This is a genomic window from Paenarthrobacter sp. Z7-10, assembly GCF_026932795.1.
Lineage (GTDB): Bacteria > Actinomycetota > Actinomycetes > Actinomycetales > Micrococcaceae > Arthrobacter_M.
In genome coordinates, this window is the sequence record NZ_JADPVH010000052.1 from 1 (window position 1) to 19,664 (window position 19,664).

Sequence of the window (19,664 nt, forward strand, 5' to 3'; positions counted from 1 at the left end):
GGAAAAAGCAGGGCCAGGCTGCACTAAATTCGAAACCAGCTAAAAAAGCCATCACCACCACAACGGCAGCAACAACAGTCTCAACCAATAAAATAAATCGGTAAAGACAAAACTTGGCACACTATTGAGTTCTCAAACAACAGACGCATACAAATATTTTCGAAACGTAATTCAGTGAATTCTTGTTTCGTTTTTCTTTGCCGCGACGTTTTTAGCTTATTTCATTTGCTTTTCCCTTGTCAAATCCGCATATTTCGCGTAATCTGCGCTGGTTCAGCTAACGAACCCACAAAAAAGAGACACATGCCAGCCAGCCCTTAAGGGCAGGCTGACATCAGCTCTCAATTTGAAGGGGATGCCGTCACCGCTCCAGCAAGTTCGACACCCGATTTCCAGGCCCTCCGAACTTCGCTCCTCAGCGGGCGACTTCCAAAATACTACACTCTGTTGGTGGTGAAGGCAAACTGGCGGGGCTGCAGGCCCAGTTCCACACTGAACTTTCTCAGCCGGCTGCGACTTCCACCATTGCCAGGGTCCGCTTGCCTCGCCGCACCAGCAGGAATCGTCCATGCAGCAGATCCGCCGTTGTTAGGACAGCTTCAGGGTCGGTGAACTTGACGTTGTTAATGTAAGCCCCGCCCTCCGCCACCGTCCGTCGTGCGGCGGAGTTGCTCGCCGCCAATCCGGAGGCAACCAGCAAGTCAATGATGCCCATCGAGTCGTCGCTGATCATCGCCCGCGGCAGTTCCCTGGTCGCGGCCTCAAGCGTGTCGCGGTCCAGCTTGCCAAGCTCGCCCTGGCCAAAAAGGGCCGCCGAAGCGGCAATGACCTTCTGTGTCGCATCCACCCCGTGGACCAATGCGGTGACGTCAAAGGCCAGTTGGCGCTGTGCCTCACGCGTGTGTGGACGCTCGGCGACAGCTTGGGCCAGTTCCTCGATTTCTGCCCGGCCCAGGAAGGTGAAGACTTTCAGCCGGTCAATCACGTCCGTGTCCGCGGTGTTGAGCCAGAACTGGTACATCTCGTACGGGCTGCACATGGCAGCATCCAGCCAGATGGCGTTACCCTCGCTCTTGCCGAACTTTGTCCCGTCCGCATTGGTGATCAGCGGCGTGCCGATGGCATGCACCGCCTTGCCCTCCACCTTGCGGATCAGCTCGGTTCCGCTGGTCAAATTCCCCCACTGGTCCGAACCGCCCTGCTGCAAAACGCAGCCGTAGGAGCGGAACAGCTCAAGGAAGTCCATTCCCTGCAGGATCTGGTAGCTGAACTCGGCGTAGCTGATGCCCTCATCCGAGTTCAGCCGGGAGGCGACGATGTCCTTCTTGATCATGGTGCCCACACGGTAGTGCTTGCCGATGTCGCGAAGAAAATCGATGGCGCTCATCGGCGCCGTCCAATCCAGGTTGTTCACCATTCGGGCCGCGTTTGTGCCCTCAAAGCTGAGGAACCGCTGGACCTGCGACTGCAGGTAGCCCACCCATTCCCCCACCGTCTCTTTGGTGTTCATGGTGCGCTCCGCCGTCGGCCGGGGGTCGCCCACCAATCCGGTGGAACCGCCGACCAAACCCAGCGGCCGATGCCCGGCAAGTTGGAGCCGGCGCATGGTCAGCAGTTGCACAAGATTGCCCAGATGGAGACTTGGTGCGGTGGGATCAAAGCCGCAGTAAAAGGTGACTGGCCCGGCGGACAGCAGAGTTTCCAGTGCCTGCTCATCGGTGGAGACCTGGATCAGGCCACGCCACTTGAGCTCCTGCCAGACGTTGGCGAAGCTCGAATCATTGAGTTGGGCTACAAGTTCTGTTTGCGCGGGCACGTGAACTAAGTTAGCAGTTCGTGGCCGCGGTGCGGGCAATGCGGCGTCAGGCTTCGATCCCCGCGGGCAGTTCCGCCGAGGTGATCAGACGCAGTCGCTGGGTGGGTCGGGTCATGGAAACGTACAGGTCCCCCACCCGGCCACCCTTGCCCGCCAGGAGTGCCGCGGGCTCCAGGATCACGACGGCGTCGAACTCCAGTCCTTTGGCCTCGTGCGGATCCATCACCACGATGTCCTGCGCCAGCGATCCAGCGCCGGTTCCGACCCGCGCGCCGTAGGCCGTACGAACAGCCTTCGCCGTGGCCGCCAGCTGACCGCGGTGCGTGATGACGGCGAGCAAACCGCCGTCGACGGCCGCCAACTCCTGAGGCAAAACCCGGACCAGCTGGTCCAGGACAGCATCGGCAGGGACGTAGTCGATGATCGGATCCCAGCGACCCTCGCGCACCGCTTTGGGGGCGGAAACGACCTGCCCGGCCGCATTGGCCATCCGCACCGCTGCCTCGGCGATTTGGGAAGGGGTCCGGTAATTGACCGTGAGCTCCTCCAACCGCCAGCGATCTGCCAGAAAGGGCTCCAGCGCCTGCCGCCAGGACGTTGCTCCGGCGGCTGAACTGGCCTGCGCGATGTCGCCCACAATGGTGAAGGACTTCAGCGGGCAGCGGCGTACCAACAACCGCCACTGCATGGCGGAAAGTTCCTGCGCCTCGTCCACCACGATGTGGCCAAATGCCCAGGTCCGGTCCGTCATCGCCCGTTCCGCCGGCGTGAATCTGTCACCCAGCACAGCGTTGTGGTCCGCCAGGTTTTCAGCGGTGAGCATGCCGTCAACGCCGGAATCCTCCATCGCCTGATTCATGTTTTCAATGGCCCGTTCGGCGTTGGCGAGGTCGCGGCGCCGGTCGGCATCCCTGGCCGCCTGCTCACGTCCTGCACTGGCATCGACCGGGCCAAGGAGCTCCGCTGCCTCATCCAGCAGCGGTACGTCCGACTCGGTCCACGCGGCGTCGGCGTCACGCTGCAGGGCCGTCCGCTCCGCCTCGGTGAGCCCCGGTGCGGCAGCGGCCAGCAGCGCCGGTTTGGCCAGCAATTCGCTCACCAGCTTTTCGGGTGTCATAGGCATCCAGGCCAAGTTCAGCGCAATCCGCACATCGCGCGACTGCCGCACGTCCTCGGCCAGATAGGTGCGGTCCGCCGTATTGCCGAATCCTGATTCTTCAATATGCTCGGTGAGCTGCTCGGTCAACTCACGCAACAGGATTTTCACAAACGTCAGGCGCGCCTCGTTGTACGGCTTACCCGTGGCCCGGGCCTTGTCGCGGGCGCGCCGGAACTGCCGGGGCGTGAGCTCCAAAATGGTGCCCTCCACATCAAGCCTGCGGTTCTCGGCCGGGATCCGCTGCCGGTTGGCCACCGCGTTGGCGATCACTTGCGCCATCAGCAGGCGGCCCTTGATCTCAGCCACCTCCGCCTGGTCCTGGTCAGTCGCCACGACGCCGGGCATCAGCAGCCCAACGCTGGCCATCACGACGCCGGTTTCACCCAAGGATGGCAGCACGCGTTCGATGTACTTCATAAAGGACGACGACGGCCCCACCAACAGCACGCCCGCGGATTTCAACCGGTCCCGGTGCGTGTACAGCAGATAGGCCGCCCGGTGCAGCGCCACGGCCGTTTTTCCGGTTCCGGGACCTCCCTGCACCACCAGCGCACCGGCTAAGGGCGAACGGATGATGCGGTCCTGCTCGGCCTGGATGGTGCCGACGATGTCGGACATCCGGCCGGTCCGCTTCGAATTCAGCGCGGCCAGGAGCGCGCCCTCACCCTGCAGGGTGCCGCCCTCACTGAGCATGGCTGGATCGAGGACATCGTCCTCGATTGCCTTGACGGTCCTGCCATTGAGGATCAGATGACGACGACGACGGACCCCCTGGCGTTCGAACGCCGTCGCCTGATAAAAGGTGCCGGCCTCCGGGGCGCGCCAGTCCACCATGAGCTGGTGCAGATCCTCCGTTGAAAGGCCGATCCGTCCGATGTAGCGTTCCTCGCCCGAATCCAGGTCCAGCCGGCCAAAGGCCAACCGGTCATCGACCGCGTTCAACTGCGCCAGCCGATCCTCATACAGGGACGCAAAGGCGTCACGTTCGGATCGATTCTGGTGCGTTCCCATGGAGGTGGTGCGTCTAACTTGCTCCAGCTGCCTCATTTTCTCTTGGCGCAGTTCGTCCAAGCGGGCATAGAGCCCCGCTACATAATCCCGCTCATGGGCGAGTTCAGCATCAAGCATTGCGGCGATCCCTTCGCAAAAGGCAGACCGTCCATTCTACAGCCGTTTGCGGGACTCAAAAGCCGCTGCTCATCCCTTCACGGTCGGCCGGGTCAGAGGCGCATCAGTGATCGAACGCGGTGGCCGGCCAGCGCCGCCCGGCCCCTCAGCTCTCCCAGCTCCAGCACCACACCAAAGCCTGCGACGTTCACGCCAGCCCGCTCAAAGAGCCGGGCGGCCGCGGAGAGCGTTCCACCGGTGGCCAGCACATCATCCAGAATCAGTACCCGGCTGCCCGCTAGAACGTCCCCCTTGTGCAGTTCCAGGGCGGCCCGGCCGTATTCCAGCGAGTAGTCCTCCCGGTACACCTCACGGGGAAGTTTCCCTGCCTTGCGGACGGTGATGACGCCGGTATTAGTGGCATAAGCTGCGGCCGCAGCGAGCAGGAACCCGCGGGCCTCCACCCCGGCGACGGCGTCAAACTGGCCCGCGAACGGTTCCACCAGGGCCCGAACCAATGAGTGCAGGGCTGGTCCATCGGCGAAGACCGGGGTCAGGTCCTTAAAGGAAAATCCCGGTTCCGGGTAGTCCGGAACGGTCTTGATCAGGCGGCTGATGATCGATTCGACGGACTCACGCGGCGCGGTGGCCGAGGTGGCGGATACGGGAGAATTCACTACTCCACCGTACCGCTGCCGCACCGTTCGCTACCTACTGGCGACTCCCCGCTGACGGAGTCCAGTGGCCATCGCACTGACCGCCGCGCACTCACTGTTTGGCCGCTGCCGCGTCCACGGCAGCCTCCACGGCTGCAGCGGGCGACTTCCTGGCTTGGCTTAACGGGCCTCCGGTTTGACCGCGAGCCGTTTGCGGACTGCGGCCGGCTTATAACGGGAGACGGTCCGATCACCGGTAATCCAAAAGCGCCAAGGATAGCCCTCATCGCCGCCCGCGCCGCTCACGCCCACCCGGGGACCACTGCTGACGGCCGATCCAGGCACCGGCTCGCCGAGCCCAACATGAAATGCCGCGCCGAGGATCGATGAACCATTGTCCTCGCGGCCAATTCCCAGCGCCACGGCCAGCCGTGCCGGTCCCTGCGCCAGATCGGAGTCAAGCCGCGATGCGGTCCGCCGTTCGCGTGCCAGTTCCAGTCCCTCCACCACTTCACCGGCCCGCATTAGCACCCCCGACGCGGTGCCGGCGTCCGAGCAGACCAGGTTGGCACAGTAGTGCATGCCGTATGTGAAGTAGACATACAAATGCCCCGGTGGACCGAACATGACAGCGTTCCGCGCGGTTTGGCCGCGGAAACTGTGCGAGCCCGGGTCCGGCGCCGCCGAGTCCTCCGGACCGAGATATGCCTCCACCTCGGTCAGCCTTACGGCCACTGTTCCGGCTGGGGTACTGTGCCGCACCACGGCTCCCAGCAAGCGGGGTGCGGCCGCGGTGGAGGGTTGTCGGAGCAGTTCCAGCAACTCTGAATCGGCGGAATTGGAACCCATACCTGTACCGTAACAGCACCGCCGTCGGGCTTACTGCGGAGCCGGTGCTTCGCCGCCCTTGGACCGCTTCCCCGCCCGAGACTGCCGGCGCAGGACCGTTCCCAGCAGCGCTAACGCAGCCGCTTGAATAATCACCGTGGTCAGCACCAGCGCCGGAATGGACACCTGGTACAGCACCCCGGCGGCGGTACCGCCGGCCAGCGCGGCAACACCGATCACCGCCGCGAAGATTCCGTAGGCGGTGGCACGCCGTCCCGGGGGAACCAGATCCGCCACCAAGGCCCGCAGCGTGGACTCCTGAAGTCCCGTGGCACAACCCCACAACAGGGCGCCGAGCACAACGAAAGGGAGCGAATTGGCGAATGCAAATCCCGGGAGGAGCGCCGCCACTACGGGCAGGACCGCAAGCACCGCGGCACCGCAGCGGTCGTAGAGCCAGCCGCTGGCCAAGGCAGCCGCTGCATCGACAGCCATCGCTGCGGCGTAGACCAGCGGCACCAGTGGAGCTGGAACGATTCCCCGCGACGTCATGTGGAAGGCCAGCACGCCGAAGGTCGCCATTCCGCTGATGGTCAGGGCTGTGAAGATCGAGTACTGCCAAAAAGCCGCAGGCAGCCGGGCGCGCGTACCGGAGAGGGTGTCGCTCCCTGTACCGGCGGCGGTGGTGCCCCGTGCGGCGGTTCTAATGTCGGAAACGGCGATGAGCGGTTCGTAATCCTGCGGAAATGGCATCCGCCGCCGCAGCCAGAGCAGGATCGCGATCATTCCCGCGCCCGGGACAGCGAGCACCAGCAACGAAGGCCCGTAGTTGGTCCCCGTCAGCGAGAGCATCAGGGCAACACTCAGCGGTCCCGCCACGGCACCAATCTGGTCCATCGCCTCCTGCAGGGCGAATCCCTTTCCCCGTCCCAGCGAGGAGGCGGCGTGCGAGAGCATGGTGTCTTTGGCGGGGCTCCGAACGGCTTTGCCCACCCGCTCGGCGATCACCAGGGCCGCGCCAACCCACAGCGCTGAGGAGAATCCCAGCAGCGGGACGGCCAACACTGTCAGGACATAGCCGCCGATGGCCAGCGTCCAGAAACGCCGCGTCCGGTCGGCCAGCGGTCCGGAGGCCAGCCGCAGCAGCAGCGCGGCGGCTTCACCGGCACCGGTTATCGCTCCGACCGCGGCTGCCGACGCACCAAGTGAGGCCAGCAGCGGCCCTGTCACGGATCGGGCACCCTCATAAACGAAATCGCCCAGCAGGCTGATCCAACCGAAGGCTAACAGAAACGACATCGGTCTGAGCCGCTCAGCGGAGGATCTTCGGGGGTTCGGTTCCATCGTTACCTGCCTGACGTGAGGACCGTGGTTCGGCCATGTCCGATTTTCGCCAGCGACGGGAGAAAGGAGCTGGAAGAATGGCGGCATGGACTTCTGGCAACGCTACCGGGCGATCGAATCGCGTGATGCGCGTTTCGATGGGCAATTTGTGACGGCCGTCCGGAGCACTGGCATCTATTGCCGGCCCTCGTGCCCGGCCCGGACGCCCAAATCCAGCAACGTCAGCTTTTACCAAACGTCCGCGGCGGCGCATGAGGCCGGATACCGTGCCTGCAAACGGTGTCTCCCGGAAGCCGTTCCCGGCAGTCCGGAATGGAACCTGCGTTCGGATCTGGCCGGGCGGGCCATGCGGCTGATCGGCGCCGGTGCGCTGAACCGTGGCGGCGTGGCCGAATTGGCGGCGTCCCTGGGATACTCGACCCGGCAGTTGGACCGGATCCTGACCTCGGAGGTGGGAGCCGGTCCGTTGGCGTTGGCTCGGGCAACCCGCGCTCAGACGGCAAGGGTCCTGCTGACCGCCACCGCAATGAAGCTTTCCGACGTCGCCTTCGCTGCCGGTTTCGGCAGCATCCGCCAGTTCAATGACACAATCGGCACGATTTTTGCTCTCACGCCAACGCAGCTGCGGGCCACGGCCGCGCCGTCCACGGATCAGGGGATCAAACTCCCGTTCAGCGGGATCAGCTCTGCCCCGGCACCGGCAGCAACTAACCTGCGGCTGACGTTACCGTTCCGGCAACCTTTCGATCCGGGAATTTTCGAGTTCCTCGCCGCCCGTGCTGTCGAGGGGGTCGAAGACGGCGATGGGCGGCACTACTCCCGGTCGCTTGCCCTCGATCACGGCGACGCGCGCTTTACTGTGACATGGACGGGTACCAGGCTGGAGCTGGAAACACACACTGAGGACCTGCGGGATCTTCCCGTGTTGCTGGGCCGGGTACGCCGGCTTTTGGACTTGGACGCGGACCCCTGCGCCATTGATGCCGTGCTTCGCTCGGAGCCGGCTATGGCGCGTCGCGCCGTCCTGGTGCCGGGAATCCGGGTGCCCGGCGCGGTCCAGCCCGAGGAAATGCTGATCCGAGCCATGATCGGCCAACAAATCACTGTCGCGGCGGCACGGACGGCGCTGAACCAGCTGGCTTCGGTGGGCAGCCTCAGCCGGATCGCCACCGATACGCTGTACCGGCAATTCCCCTCGCCTGCCCAGATTGCCGAAAGTGGACCGGAGCTCCTCCGCGGGCCGCGGCGGCGGATTGAATCGGTCCGTGCCATTGCGGCTCTGCTCGCCGAAGGTGGCCTGGAAATCGGCCTCGCGGACACCCCGGGCTCACTGTCGGCAAAGCTTCTGCCGCTGCCCGGGATCGGACCATGGACGGTCGGGTACGTGGCAATGCGTGTGCTCGGAGCCCCCGATGTCTTCCTCGCCAATGACGCCGCCATCCGGAACGCTCTGGCCGTACTCGAGGGCGGACCTGCTGCCGGAGCGCAATTGAAGCCGGCCGCAGCAGTGGCCTATGCCGCCCGATTCAGCCCCTGGCGCTCGTACGCGACGATGCAGCTGTGGCGGGCGGCCGCCCGGCCGCCCAAATCGCTACCCGCGCTGCGTTAGTCGGTTCATTCCCGCCGGTGGCGGACTAACCGGAGCGGCGTGGCCTGCGGCCGCATTCCGGCGGCGGAGGACAAGCGGGCAGGCAGCAGCACCGTCGGCTCGTCAGCGTCGCCCGCCTACTGGGGCACAGGGACGCCCGCCGGCCACGGGAGTAAGGCGGGCAGGTCAACCCCATCGGCCGCTGCCGTGGCGCGCAGGCTGCCTGAGGTTGGCGTTCGGCCAGCCAGCCAAGCGGCGATGTCCGTCAGCATGCCGCTGATGGAGATGGACCGGTTTCCGTTGCCCAATGTCAGTGGCGGCAGCCCCAGCGGTTGAAGTTTCAGGCGCAGTTCCGCAGGAACCCGTGCAGTGAGAAAGTCGAACAGGTGCCGGCAAAACGGCTGCGTCCAGGTTTCCGGCCCACGGCCCACCGCGAGGTCGGAGAGGTGGATGACCAGTTCGCGCCACAGGGCCAGGCCGCCGTCCAGCACAACTCCGTTCCGGTAGGCAATGCTTGCCCTCCACCCGACCTCATCGAGGGCGTCGAAGGCAGTCAATGCCCGGTCCAGTGCCGCCTCCAGATCCCTGTGCTGTTCCGCCGCTCCGTGCCCGGCTGCCAGTTCGATGGCCTTGTTGCGGCCCTCGAATCCGCCGTCGTACAGCTCCGTCTTTTCACCCCGCACCGCGTATTCCGCCTGCCGGGCCATCGCATTGGTAACCCCACTCAGATGAGCCAGCACGTGTCCGCGCGTCCAGCCCGGAAGTTCAGTGCCGGTGCGCATTCCGCTGTCGGTCAGGGCAGCGGATTTTTCCAGCAGGATGGCCGCCGTGGTCCGGAGTGCGGTCAGGAGCGCTGCCGTCGATAGCTCAGTCATGGCACCAGCCTAGCGGCCGCCGGAAAAGACCACCGTGGCCACCGTGTCAAGTTGACATCCACTTGTCCTGTAGTAGCTTTGGTCCGAAAGCGGTTTCAGTGTGAGGTGGCCCACGTACATCAAGGTGCGGCCGAATGACCGCTCCGGTGGTTGCCGATCCCGCGGCCACAGCTTCAAAGCCGATCAAAGGACTTTGCTTGTGCTCATCTGTTCCGGACCTTTTCCGTCCAGATCACATCCAGCAGGTTGGGCAGAAGGTCGGGCAGACGTCTCCAACCGCCTTCAGCGGATAGTGCGCCGATGATCGGCTTCATCATTAAGCGATTCATCAACTACTTCGTGTTGACCGCGATCGCCACCTTGCTGGCCTATGTTCTGGCCAGTTCGGCGCTCAATCCGGCAGCCCGGTACCTCGGCCGGAACCCGCAGCCGGCCCCCGAGGTCATCAATTCCATCCTGGATGGCCTGGGTGTCAATCCCCATGTTCCGGTGCTGGAACGGCTCTGGACGTGGCTGTCCAATCTGGTGATGCACGGCTCGCTGGGGATGACCGTGGACAATCAGCAGGTCACTGCGGTCATCGCAGCACGGGCCGGGGTAAGCCTGCGGCTGCTGATTATTGGCAGCATCATCGGAGCGCTGCTGGGTGTTGCCTTCGGTGTTTGGGGAGCCGTCAAACAGTACCGGCTCAGCGACCAGCTCGTCTCGTACGCCTCCTTTACCGTGGGAGCGACACCGACCTTCGTGATCGGCGTCATCCTGATGATCCTGGCAACCGGCCTCAACGGCATAACCGGACATCAGTTGATCAATTTCAGCGGGGAATACACCGCCGGGCTGCAAGGCAGTTTCCTGGTGATGTTTGGGGACAGGCTCAACCACCTAATTCTGCCAACCATCACCCTCTCGCTGACCGCTGCCGCCGGCTATTCGCGGTATCAGCGCAGCGCCATGCTCGATGTCCTGTCGGCGGACTATATCCGCACCGCGCGGTCCAAAGGCATGAGCCGCAACCGGGCGCTCGTCAAGCACGGCGTGCGCATCGCGCTGATCCCGATGTCCACCTACTTCGCCTACTCCTTCGCACTGCTGCTGACCGGCGCGACGGTGGTGGAGCTGGTTTTCAGCTGGCACGGCATGGGCGAGTATCTGGTCAGTTCGGTGCAGCAGAACGATATCAACGGTGTGGCCGGTTCGGTCCTGTTCGCCTCCATTCTGGTGCTGATAGCGGGCACGTTGTCCGAAGTTGTCTACGCGGCCCTTGACCCAAGAGTGAGGGTTTAGCAGATGAGCATGGTTGAAGAGGCCCAAGTCCTCCCGGTTAAGTCCGAAGTTTCCAAGCGCCAGGCTAGACCGTCCTCCCGGGCGAGAATCATTTTCAGCAAACTGGCCCATACCCCCCGTTTCTGGGTTGGTGCGGTCACCTTGGCCGTGATTGTGCTTTGGTCGCTGTTCGGTCTGGCGGGCTACACCTACAACGCCGTCGGCCTGGATGTCATGGCGATGAACACGGCTCCGACCGCCGCACACTGGTTCGGTACGGACCAGATTGGCGCGGATCTCTATGCCCAAACCATCGTCGGACTGCGTAAATCGCTGATCATCGGATTTGTGGTCGGCCCGGTCTCAGCCCTTCTGGCCGGTTTCATCGGAGCCCTCGCCGGCTATCTGGGCGGCGTCTGGGACCGAATCATTGTCTGGTTCATCGATCTGCTGCTGGTATTGCCGGCGTTGTACATCCTGATCATGCTTTACCCGCTGATTAAAGGCGGCTCCTGGGTCATCGTCATGGTGTATCTTGCGGTGTTCAGTTGGATGATCCTGGCCCGCGTTATCCGGGCCCAAACCTCCTCGCTGCGGGACCGTGATTTTGTCAAGGCGGCTCGTTTCATGGGCGTGAAGACGTCCACCATCATCCGGCGGCACATCATTCCCAACGTGTCCTCGCTGCTGATCATCGACGCCACCTTGGGCGTCGGCGCCGCGATCCTGACCGAAACGACGCTGAGCTACTTTGGCTTTGGTGTCCAGCCGCCCGATGTTTCGCTCGGAACGCTGCTCTCCAGTGGTACCGGGGCCGCCACCACCCGCCCGTGGCTCTTCGTTTTCCCGGCTGCCATCCTTGTCATCACCGTGCTCGCGACGAGCCTTGCCGGCGACGCCCTGCGCGACGCCGTCGACCCGACCTCAGGAGCCAACCGTGACTGAAACCATGATCGTCCCCGGCACTCATCCCCAAGGTGTCACCCCGGTGCTCGAAGTTGAGAACCTATCGGTCACCTTTCCGCAGTCCGGCGCTGATGTCCGGGCCGTCCGCGGCATCAGCTACCACGTCAATCCCGGGGAGTTCCTGGGTATCGTCGGCGAATCCGGCTCGGGCAAGTCGGTGTCCTCGATGGCTGTAATGGGCCTGCTGCCGTCCTCGGCGAAAATTACCGGAAGCATCCGGTTCCAAGGACAATCGCTGCTGGAGCGCTCCGACGGCGAGCTCTCCCGGATCCGCGGCAAGGGACTATCCATGATCTTCCAGGATCCGCTCTCGGCACTGACCCCGGTCTACACCGTGGGGCACCAGATCGCTGAGGGCCTGCTGCTGCACGATAAAAAACTCTCCACCCGGGCCGCGGCGCTGCGGGCGGTGGAACTGTTGAAAATTGTTGGCATCCCGAGCCCCGAGCGCCGGGCCGAAGCCTTTCCACACGAGTTCTCCGGCGGGATGCGGCAGCGTGCCATGATCGCGATCGCGATCGCCAATGATCCGAAGCTGATTATCGCCGATGAGCCCACCACTGCGTTGGACGTGACCATTCAGGCACAGATCCTGGAAGTTATGCAGCAGGCCAAGGAGATGACGGGGGCCGCCGTCGTATTGATCACGCACGATCTTGGTGTGGTGGCAGGTAACGCGGACCGAATCGCCGTCATGTATGCCGGAAAGCTGGTGGAGACCGGCGGGGTGGACCAAGTCTTCCACGAACCGGCAATGCCATACACCATCGGGCTGTTGCGCTCGATGCCTTCGATGGCGTCCACCGAGGCCCGGCTGGTGCCTTTGGAGGGAAGGCCACCCTCGCTCGCGGCGCTGCCGCCGGGCTGTCCCTTTGCGCCCCGATGCCCCATCGCCATTGACGACTGCCGGAAGGCGGAGCCGGCGCTGGTCGCCCAGCCTGGGGACCCGTTCCATTCGGCGGCCTGTATCCGCTCAGCCGAGATCAGCGACGGAACGCTGGAGCGCGCCGACGTCTTCCCCCGTCCCCAGCCGGTCGCCGCCGGGATTCCGGTGGAGAACGCAGGTGCGGAGGTCCTCTCCGTGAATGAGCTGGTGCGCCACTTCCCGCTGATGAAGGGGTCCGTCTTTAAGCGCCAGATCGGCGTTGTCCGCGCGGTCGACGGCGTCAGCTTCGACCTCGGTGCCGGCCAAACGCTGGGATTGGTGGGTGAATCCGGCTGCGGCAAGTCCACCACGATCATGGAAGTGCTGGAGCTGACAAAACCGCAGCACGGCGGCATCCGCGTCAACGGAATTGACGTGGCGCAGTTGTCCAAGCGTGACCGGCTGAAAATGCGCAAGGACATCCAGGTCGTTTTCCAGGACCCGATGGCCTCCATCGATCCCCGGCTGCCGATCCACGACGTCATCGCCGAGCCCCTGACCGTGCATGGCGTCAGCAGGAAGGAACAGCAGCGCAAGGTTTCTCAGATGATGGAACTGGTGGGGCTGGATCCGGAGATGGCCTCGCGCTATCCGCATGAGTTTTCCGGCGGCCAGCGGCAGCGGATCGGCATCGCCAGGGCGCTGGTGACAGCCCCGAAGATCCTGGTCCTGGACGAGCCTGTCTCAGCCCTGGATGTCTCGATCCAGGCCGGGGTGATCAATCTCCTCGCCGATCTGCAGCAGCAGCTGGGACTGTCATACCTTTTCGTGGCCCATGACCTGGCCGTGGTGCATCACATCGCGGACCATGTGGCGGTGATGTACCTGGGCCGGATCGTGGAACTGGGCGCGTCCGATGACGTCTTCAACCGACCGCGGCATCCGTATACGCAGGCCCTGATCTCCGCCGTCCCGATACCGGATCCAACACTGGAAAGAAGCCGCAGGCGCGTGCTCCTGGAGGGGGACCTGCCCTCCCCCACGGATGAAATTCCCGGCTGCAATTTCCGCAGCCGCTGCCCGCTGTACACATTGCTGCCCGAGAATCTGCAGCAGCGCTGCAAGGATGAAGACCCCTCCCTGCGCGCGCTCGAAGGAATTTCCGTTGCCTGCCATCATGCCGAGCATGATGTGCTGATCAGCACCGGAACGGAAGGGCAATGCCGATAAAGGCATTTGCCATTGATGGAACACTCCATAAGGGGAGGAATATATCCATGAAGAGGACAAGATACGCAGCACTCGGCGCCGCTGCCCTGGCTCTCGCGCTGACCATGTCTGCGTGTTCAGGTGGCAGCGGGGGTGCCGGTCCTAGCGTCAACGCGAGCCAGGGAGCCAGCGATCAGGCCAAGCTGCCCAACACCGCGTGGGAGGTCGCAGACTACTCGGCGGTGAAGCAGGGTGGCAGCCTAACGCTTCCCATTGACGCCATGCCGGCTAACTGGAACTCCGGAACGGTTGACGGCAACACCTCGGACCAAATCAGGGTTCTGCTGGCCTCCACCACGGGCGGCCCGGTGCGCATCAAAGCGGATGGCACCTGGGAAGCCAACCCGGACTACGCCACTGAGATCAAGCTGATCAGCCAGGATCCGCAGGTCGTTGAGGTCAAGCTGAACCCGAAGGCCGTATGGTCCGACGGGGCACCCATGACCTACAAGGACATGCTGATGACCTGGAAAGCCTTCAACGGCACCAACAAGAAATTCCAGGTAGCCTCCACCAACGTCTACCAGGACATCTCGGCGGTGGAAAAGGAGGACACGGACTACAACTACAAGGTCACGTTCAAGAACAAAAACGCTGACTGGCCCTCGGTCATGAACCCGTTCGAAGCATCCGTGATGAAGGATCCGGCAACGTTCAACGACGCGTACAAGAGCAAGCCGGTCCCGGCCAATGGACCCTTCATGGTGTCCAAGGTTGATACCACCGGACAGGTCGTCACGTTGACGCCCAACCCCAAGTGGTGGGGGCAGAAGCCGAAGCTGGACACGATTATCGTTAAAACGATCGAATCCCAGGATTCGCTGGCGCAGGCTTTCGCGAACAAAGAGGTTGACGCGATGGGCATCGGCAGCGGCATTGTGAGCGCCGATGTCTACAACACGGCAAAGAAGCGCGACGACGGCGAGATCCAGCGCTCCGGTGGCGTTACCTGGTACCACTTCGACTTCAATGCGGCCAAGGCCCCCCTGGATGACGTCAAGGTCCGACAGGGAATTGCCCGGGCGATCAACCGCGACACCATCGCCCAAAGCCGGCTGAGCCCCTTGGGTGCACCGGTGACGACGATGGACAACTACATCTACATGCCCGGCCAGAACGGGTACACCGACGACGCGTCCTCAACCATTGGCTACGATCCCACCAAGGCGGGGGCGTTGCTGGATGAGGCTGGTTGGAAGAAGGGCTCCGACGGTGTGCGTGCCAAAGACGGCAAGCCGCTGGCCATTTCGGTGACCGTTCCCTCCGGTATTGCCACCTCGGCAGATGCGGCCAAGCAGATTCAGGCCAACCTGAAGGCCGTTGGTGTAACGCTGACGATCGACACGGTGCCGGTTGCGAAGTTCTTCTCCGACTACATCACCACCACGGACAAGAAGAACTTCCAGACCACGCTGTTCTCTTGGGTTGGCACCGCCTTCCCGGTGTCCAGCGCGGAGTCGATCTTCTACCCGGCGGATTCGGAACAGAACTACAACGGGGTGAGCGATCCTGCCCTGGGCGACCTGTGGAAGCAGGCCAATGCTGAGCTGGACCCCGCTAAGCAGCGGGAGATCGCCAAGCAGATTGACCAGAAGATCTTCTCCTACGTTCCCATGGTGCCGATTTCCCCGACTCCTACGGTTTCCGCGGTCAAGAAGGGCCTCGTAAACTTGGGCGCCACGCAGTTCCAGGATGTTGACTGGACCACTGTCGGTTGGAAGAGCTGACACGTCGGAGCATGAAGTAAACAAAAAGCTGGCCCCGGTTCGTTTCGAATCGGGGCCAGCTTTTTGTGCCCGGCACAGCTCGGAACCAGGCTGTCAAACAAGACTGAGCAGGGCAGTAATGGTGCCGCGGCCGCTAGACCTCACCAGGAGGCGCTTAGACAGCAGTTGCTTACAGGTTGAGGACGATGTCCAGCACGCAGGCCGCAACAATAACGGCCCAACCAATCAGTACGGTCCGGTTCCATCTAGTGGAAACGGACAATGTGGAAACCGCCGCCGTTGGAACAGACACCGCGGATGAATCCCATCCGGGCTGCGGATCGACTTCATGCAGTTGTTCCCAGCTACTCCAGGCGCGCTGCAGGATCGCCTGCGACCCTGTGCGGGAAACCGCCTGCGGCCGCCTACCACCCGCCGTCACCGCCGACACACCGCCGTCGCCGAGCTTTGGCCCAAACCGTTCCAGCCCCGGGGCGCCCCAGGACGTGTAGGTGGCGTCAGCGGTTTTGATCAGGACCGAATGCGTGACGCGGATGTCCGCCACAGCGCTGAAGGGGATCAGCCGGTCCCGCAGCAGATTCACCATCACTAAGCGGTCCGCCTCCACCCGCAGCACCGGATGCCAGCACAACGTGTACATTCCCCAGCACGCCACCGCCAGCCAGGGTAGATACGCCAGCAGTTCCAGCACTTTGCCGAGCCAGAGAAAATTGATGGCCAACAGCATGCAAATGACCCACACCAGCACGGAAGACCACCGCGACAGCGTCGACCTCAGTGCGATCGGTTCGCTTGTCTTCACGGCTCCCCTACCTGACCGCCGGCCAACCGCCGAGGCTGCCGTCAGTGTCGGTGTCGTCTGTGCCAGGGTTGATCGGAAGGGCATCCACGGGTGAAAACGGGCAGCTGTACCGTATGTGCCGGCGGTCGTGTTGTGCCTGGAAGAATTCCACACCCGTGGGCCGGAGGGCATAAAGCTGCCAGTCCGGATTGGCCGAGCCGTCAGCGGAGGGTCTGGCCGCCCAGTCCGCGGCGGAGGCCTGCGCTGAAAGCTCGACGACGGTGCCGCTCACCCTGACCTGTCTGCCCAGTTGTGCCCAGTAGAAGTTCATCGCCGCCCGCGGATTTTCGGCGAGCTCCCGACCCTTGCGTGAATTGCGGCCGGTGGCAAAGTGCCAACCGTCGTCGTCGAGGTCTTTAAGGATCAGCATCCGTGAGGACAGATTGCCTGCCGCATCCGCGGTGGCAAGACTGCAGGCGTGCGGCTGTGGCACTCCGGCGGAGATGGCGTGTTCCAGCCACTGACGGAACAGGACCGCCGGGTCCGCCGGCGCGGAGGCGACGTCGAAGTCGGGCAGCACATCAGGAAAGTCTGGAAGCGCCCGCAGTCGGCGCCGAAATTCACTCACCCGCCCAGCTTATCCCGGCCAATTGCATGTCAGCCGCCGTTGAACGCTGCCGACCGCTGACATCTCCTGCTGTGGCATCGGCGTCCGATTACGCGCATTCCGGTACCACCACTAAACTCCAGTTGTGAATCGACTACTCGCTGGCTACCTGGGAACGCGGTGAGCGTATCCACTCCGGTGCGCAGTACCGCCGCCACCGTGCTGCTCATCATCGGTGTTCTGGCCGTTGCAACCAATCTGCGGGCCTCAATCACCAGCGTCGGCCCGCTGATCCACAACATTTCCCAGGATCTGGGCCTCAGTCCGGCGGGGGCGGGCCTGCTGACCAGCGTGCCCGTTCTGGCCTTCGGTCTGTTCTCCCCTGCAGCGCCCTGGGTGGCGCGCCGGCTGGGTCTGGAGCTGACCGTGTTCGGCTCCCTGCTCCTGCTGATAGCCGCTGTGCTGGCGCGGTCGCTGCCGGTGCCAGGCCTGATTTGGGCGGGCACCGTTGGGCTGGGCATCGCCATCGCGTTCTTCAACGTGCTGCTGCCCAGCCTGATTAAACGGGACTTTCCGCATCGGCTTGGAGGAATGACCGGCGCCTATACCACCGTCCAGACTCTGGTCGCAGCCGTCGCCTCCGGCGTCGCCGTGCCCATCGCTGGCCAGACCCCCGGCGGCTGGCGCATTTCGCTGGGAATCTGGGCGGGATTGGCGCTGATTGCCGCAGCGGTGTGGTTGCCCCAATTGCGCAGCCGCACACTTCCGGATGCGGTCGACGGCGGCCCGGTAACCCGACGCGTCTGGACCTCCCCGATCAGCTGGCAAGTCACCATTTTCATGGGACTGCAGTCCATGTCTTTCTACACCTTCATAGCCTGGCTGCCGTCCATAATGGTGAGCCGGGGAGTGTCTGAGGCGACTTCGGGTCTGTACCTTTTCGTCTATCTGGTCGCGGGCGTAATTGCCAGCTCGCTGACACCGATTGCGCTGCAACGCACAGCCGACCAGCGAGTTGTCAATCTGGGTGGCAGCATCCTGCTGGTGATCGGCGTTGCGGGCCTTCTCCTCCTTCCGGGTGCGGCCATGCTGTGGGTGATCATCGAAGGGCTCGGCGCCGGCTCATGCATTGTGCTGGCCCTGTCCCTGTTCGGCTTCCGGGCGCGGGACCATGAAGAGTCGGCCGCGCTGTCCGGGATGGGCCAATCGGTGGGCTATCTCCTGGCGGCCGTTGGCCCGCTGGCCATTGGCGCCCTGCATCAATTCACCGGCAGCTGGATCCCGCCGCTGCTGTTCCTGCTGTTCTTCATGCTGGCGCTGTGCGTTTTCGCCGTGCTGTCGGGCCGGAAGCGCTTCATCTAAAGGCGCAACTCACCAAGCTGGACCTGCAGCGCGTCCAGCTGAGCAGCGACGGCCGACGGCGCGGTGCCGCCCTGGGCATCCCGGCTGTTCAGCGACCCGTCGGTACTGAGCACCGTCCGCACCTCAGGGGTCAGCCGGCCGGAGATCCCGGAATACTCCGCATCCGTCAGATCCCACAACTCCACGCCACGGCTCTCCGCCAGTTTCACGGCCGCACCGGAAAGCTCGTGCGCCTCCCGGAAGGGAACGCCCTGCCGGACCAGCCACTCGGCTATATCGGTGGCCAGCGCGAAACCCTGCGGTGCCAAAGACTGCATGCGCTCGGTGTTGAAAACAAGTGTGGCAATCATTCCGGACACAGCCGGAAGCAGCAGCTCAAGGGTATCGGCAGCATCGAACACCGGCTCCTTATCCTCCTGCAGGTCTCGGTTGTACGCCAGTGGCAATCCCTTCAGCGTTGCGAGCAATCCGGTGAGGTTGCCGATCAGCCGGCCAGCTTTTCCGCGGGCCAACTCCGCAACATCCGGATTCTTCTTTTGCGGCATGATCGATGACCCGGTCGAGTAGGAATCGTCCAGCGTCACGAAGGAAAACTCCTTGGTGGCCCACAGGATGATTTCCTCACTGATCCGGGACAGATCCACACCAATCATGGCCGCTATCCAGGCGAATTCGGCGAACACGTCGCGGGCGGCGGTACCGTCAATTGAATTCCACGTGGCGGAGGTAAAGCCCAGTTCCGCGGCCACCGCATTCGGATCCAAGCCTAGTGATGATCCCGCGAGCGCACCGGATCCATAGGGCGAAACCGCCGCCCGTTTGTCCCAGTCCTGCAGCCGCTGGACGTCGCGCAGCAGGGCCCAGGCATGGGCCAGCAGGTGGTGACTCAGCAGCACCGGCTGGGCGTGCTGCAAGTGGGTCCGTCCCGGCATAGCCACCGCGGCGTGGGACCGGGCCTGGCCCAGTAGGGAGTCAATGACGGACAGCACACCGCCGGCGATGATTCGGGCATGGTCCCGGAGGTACATCCGCCCCAGGGTGGCAATCTGGTCGTTGCGGGATCGTCCAGCCCGCAGCTTGCCCCCAAGCTGTGCCCCGGCGCGCTCAATCAGTCCGCGCTCCAGAGAGCCGTGCACATCCTCATCCGATTCAGCCGCCACGTAGGCGCCGGATTCCACATCCGCGCCCAGCGCGGTGAGGGCCGCGAGCATAGCCTCGAGTTCGCCGTCGTCGAGCAATCCAGCCCCGTGAAGCACCCGGGCATGCGCCTTCGATCCGGCGATGTCGTACAGCGCCAGGCGCCAGTCAAAGTGCGTGGATTTACTCAACGCGGCCAAGGCATCGGCAGGACCGCCGGCAAAGCGGCCACCCCAGAGGGCACCGGTATTGGTTCCCGACCCCTGCCTGGCCAAGGTTCCCCCCGCTGGGCTTCCCTGCGTCCGCTTAACCTC

At 63.7% G+C, this 19,664-nt stretch carries 15 protein-coding genes; 6 read left to right on the forward strand and 9 right to left on the reverse strand.

Features of this window, described 5'->3' with window-relative positions; all coding sequences use genetic code 11:
* Positions 1-502: 502 nt before the first annotated feature.
* The 5 genes from tyrS to IV498_RS14475 all read right to left on the reverse strand — a co-directional run bounded on the left by tyrS (position 503) and on the right by IV498_RS14475 (position 6,865).
* Positions 503-1,816 (reverse strand): tyrosine--tRNA ligase, encoded by a 1,314-nt coding sequence (gene tyrS, locus IV498_RS14455; protein WP_269047717.1) that lies wholly within the window; start codon positions 1,814-1,816, stop codon positions 503-505.
* Between the two features lie 46 nt (positions 1,817-1,862).
* The gene (locus tag IV498_RS14460; protein WP_269047719.1) at positions 1,863-4,103 is read right to left on the reverse strand and encodes a HelD family protein; all 2,241 of its coding nucleotides are present in this window, start codon (positions 4,101-4,103) and stop codon (positions 1,863-1,865) included.
* Between the two features lie 92 nt (positions 4,104-4,195).
* A complete protein-coding gene (locus tag IV498_RS14465; protein ID WP_442951358.1) occupies positions 4,196-4,702 on the reverse strand; it encodes an adenine phosphoribosyltransferase in 507 nt (168 codons plus the stop codon).
* Positions 4,703-4,918: 216 nt separating this feature from the next.
* The gene (locus tag IV498_RS14470) at positions 4,919-5,587 is read right to left on the reverse strand and encodes a DNA-3-methyladenine glycosylase (RefSeq protein WP_269047723.1); all 669 of its coding nucleotides are present in this window, start codon (positions 5,585-5,587) and stop codon (positions 4,919-4,921) included.
* Positions 5,588-5,617: 30 nt separating this feature from the next.
* On the reverse strand, positions 5,618-6,865 hold the full coding sequence (locus IV498_RS14475; protein ID WP_269047725.1) for an MFS transporter: 1,248 nt from the start codon (positions 6,863-6,865) through the stop codon (positions 5,618-5,620).
* Positions 6,866-6,995: 130 nt separating this feature from the next.
* On the opposite strand from IV498_RS14475, the gene IV498_RS14480 reads away from it, so the two are divergent.
* The gene (locus IV498_RS14480) at positions 6,996-8,519 is read left to right on the forward strand and encodes a DNA-3-methyladenine glycosylase 2 family protein (RefSeq protein ID WP_269047727.1); all 1,524 of its coding nucleotides are present in this window, start codon (positions 6,996-6,998) and stop codon (positions 8,517-8,519) included.
* A gap of 116 nt (positions 8,520-8,635) precedes the next feature.
* Here the strand turns inward: IV498_RS14480 and IV498_RS14485 are convergent, their stop codons facing one another.
* Positions 8,636-9,373: a maleylpyruvate isomerase family mycothiol-dependent enzyme gene (locus IV498_RS14485; RefSeq protein WP_269047729.1), complete on the reverse strand. Its 738-nt coding sequence runs from the start codon at positions 9,371-9,373 to the stop codon at positions 8,636-8,638.
* Between the two features lie 300 nt (positions 9,374-9,673).
* Between IV498_RS14485 and IV498_RS14490 the strand changes: the two genes are divergently transcribed.
* From IV498_RS14490 to IV498_RS14505, 4 genes are read left to right on the forward strand one after another with little or no spacing between them, the layout of a single operon-like run.
* The gene (locus IV498_RS14490) at positions 9,674-10,657 is read left to right on the forward strand and encodes an ABC transporter permease (protein WP_269047731.1); all 984 of its coding nucleotides are present in this window, start codon (positions 9,674-9,676) and stop codon (positions 10,655-10,657) included.
* Between the two features lie 3 nt (positions 10,658-10,660).
* Positions 10,661-11,581 (forward strand): ABC transporter permease, encoded by a 921-nt coding sequence (locus IV498_RS14495; protein WP_269047733.1) that lies wholly within the window; start codon positions 10,661-10,663, stop codon positions 11,579-11,581.
* Positions 11,582-11,585: 4 nt separating this feature from the next.
* Positions 11,586-13,697 carry an ABC transporter ATP-binding protein gene (locus IV498_RS14500; protein ID WP_269047755.1) on the forward strand — a complete coding sequence of 704 codons (2,112 nt, stop codon included), beginning with the start codon at positions 11,586-11,588 and terminating at the stop codon, positions 13,695-13,697.
* A 47-nt stretch (positions 13,698-13,744) separates the two neighbouring features.
* On the forward strand, positions 13,745-15,463 hold the full coding sequence (locus tag IV498_RS14505) for an ABC transporter family substrate-binding protein (protein WP_269047735.1): 1,719 nt from the start codon (positions 13,745-13,747) through the stop codon (positions 15,461-15,463).
* A gap of 169 nt (positions 15,464-15,632) precedes the next feature.
* Here IV498_RS14505 and IV498_RS14510 read toward each other — a convergent pair whose 3' ends face one another.
* Both IV498_RS14510 and IV498_RS14515 read right to left on the reverse strand, forming a co-directional pair.
* A complete protein-coding gene (locus tag IV498_RS14510; RefSeq protein WP_269047737.1) occupies positions 15,633-16,265 on the reverse strand; it encodes a hypothetical protein in 633 nt (210 codons plus the stop codon).
* A gap of 7 nt (positions 16,266-16,272) precedes the next feature.
* The gene (locus IV498_RS14515; protein WP_269047738.1) at positions 16,273-16,872 is read right to left on the reverse strand and encodes a pyridoxine/pyridoxamine 5'-phosphate oxidase; all 600 of its coding nucleotides are present in this window, start codon (positions 16,870-16,872) and stop codon (positions 16,273-16,275) included.
* Positions 16,873-17,031: 159 nt separating this feature from the next.
* Here IV498_RS14515 and IV498_RS14520 point away from each other — a divergent pair, with 159 nt between their 5' ends.
* Positions 17,032-18,213, forward strand: a complete 1,182-nt coding sequence (locus tag IV498_RS14520) for a CynX/NimT family MFS transporter (RefSeq protein ID WP_269047740.1) — start codon at positions 17,032-17,034, stop codon at positions 18,211-18,213.
* Here the strand turns inward: IV498_RS14520 and argH are convergent.
* Positions 18,210-19,625 (reverse strand): argininosuccinate lyase, encoded by a 1,416-nt coding sequence (argH, locus tag IV498_RS14525; RefSeq protein ID WP_269047757.1) that lies wholly within the window; start codon positions 19,623-19,625, stop codon positions 18,210-18,212. The two genes, IV498_RS14520 and argH, sit on opposite strands and share 4 nt — an antisense overlap.
* Positions 19,626-19,664 lie beyond the last annotated feature (39 nt).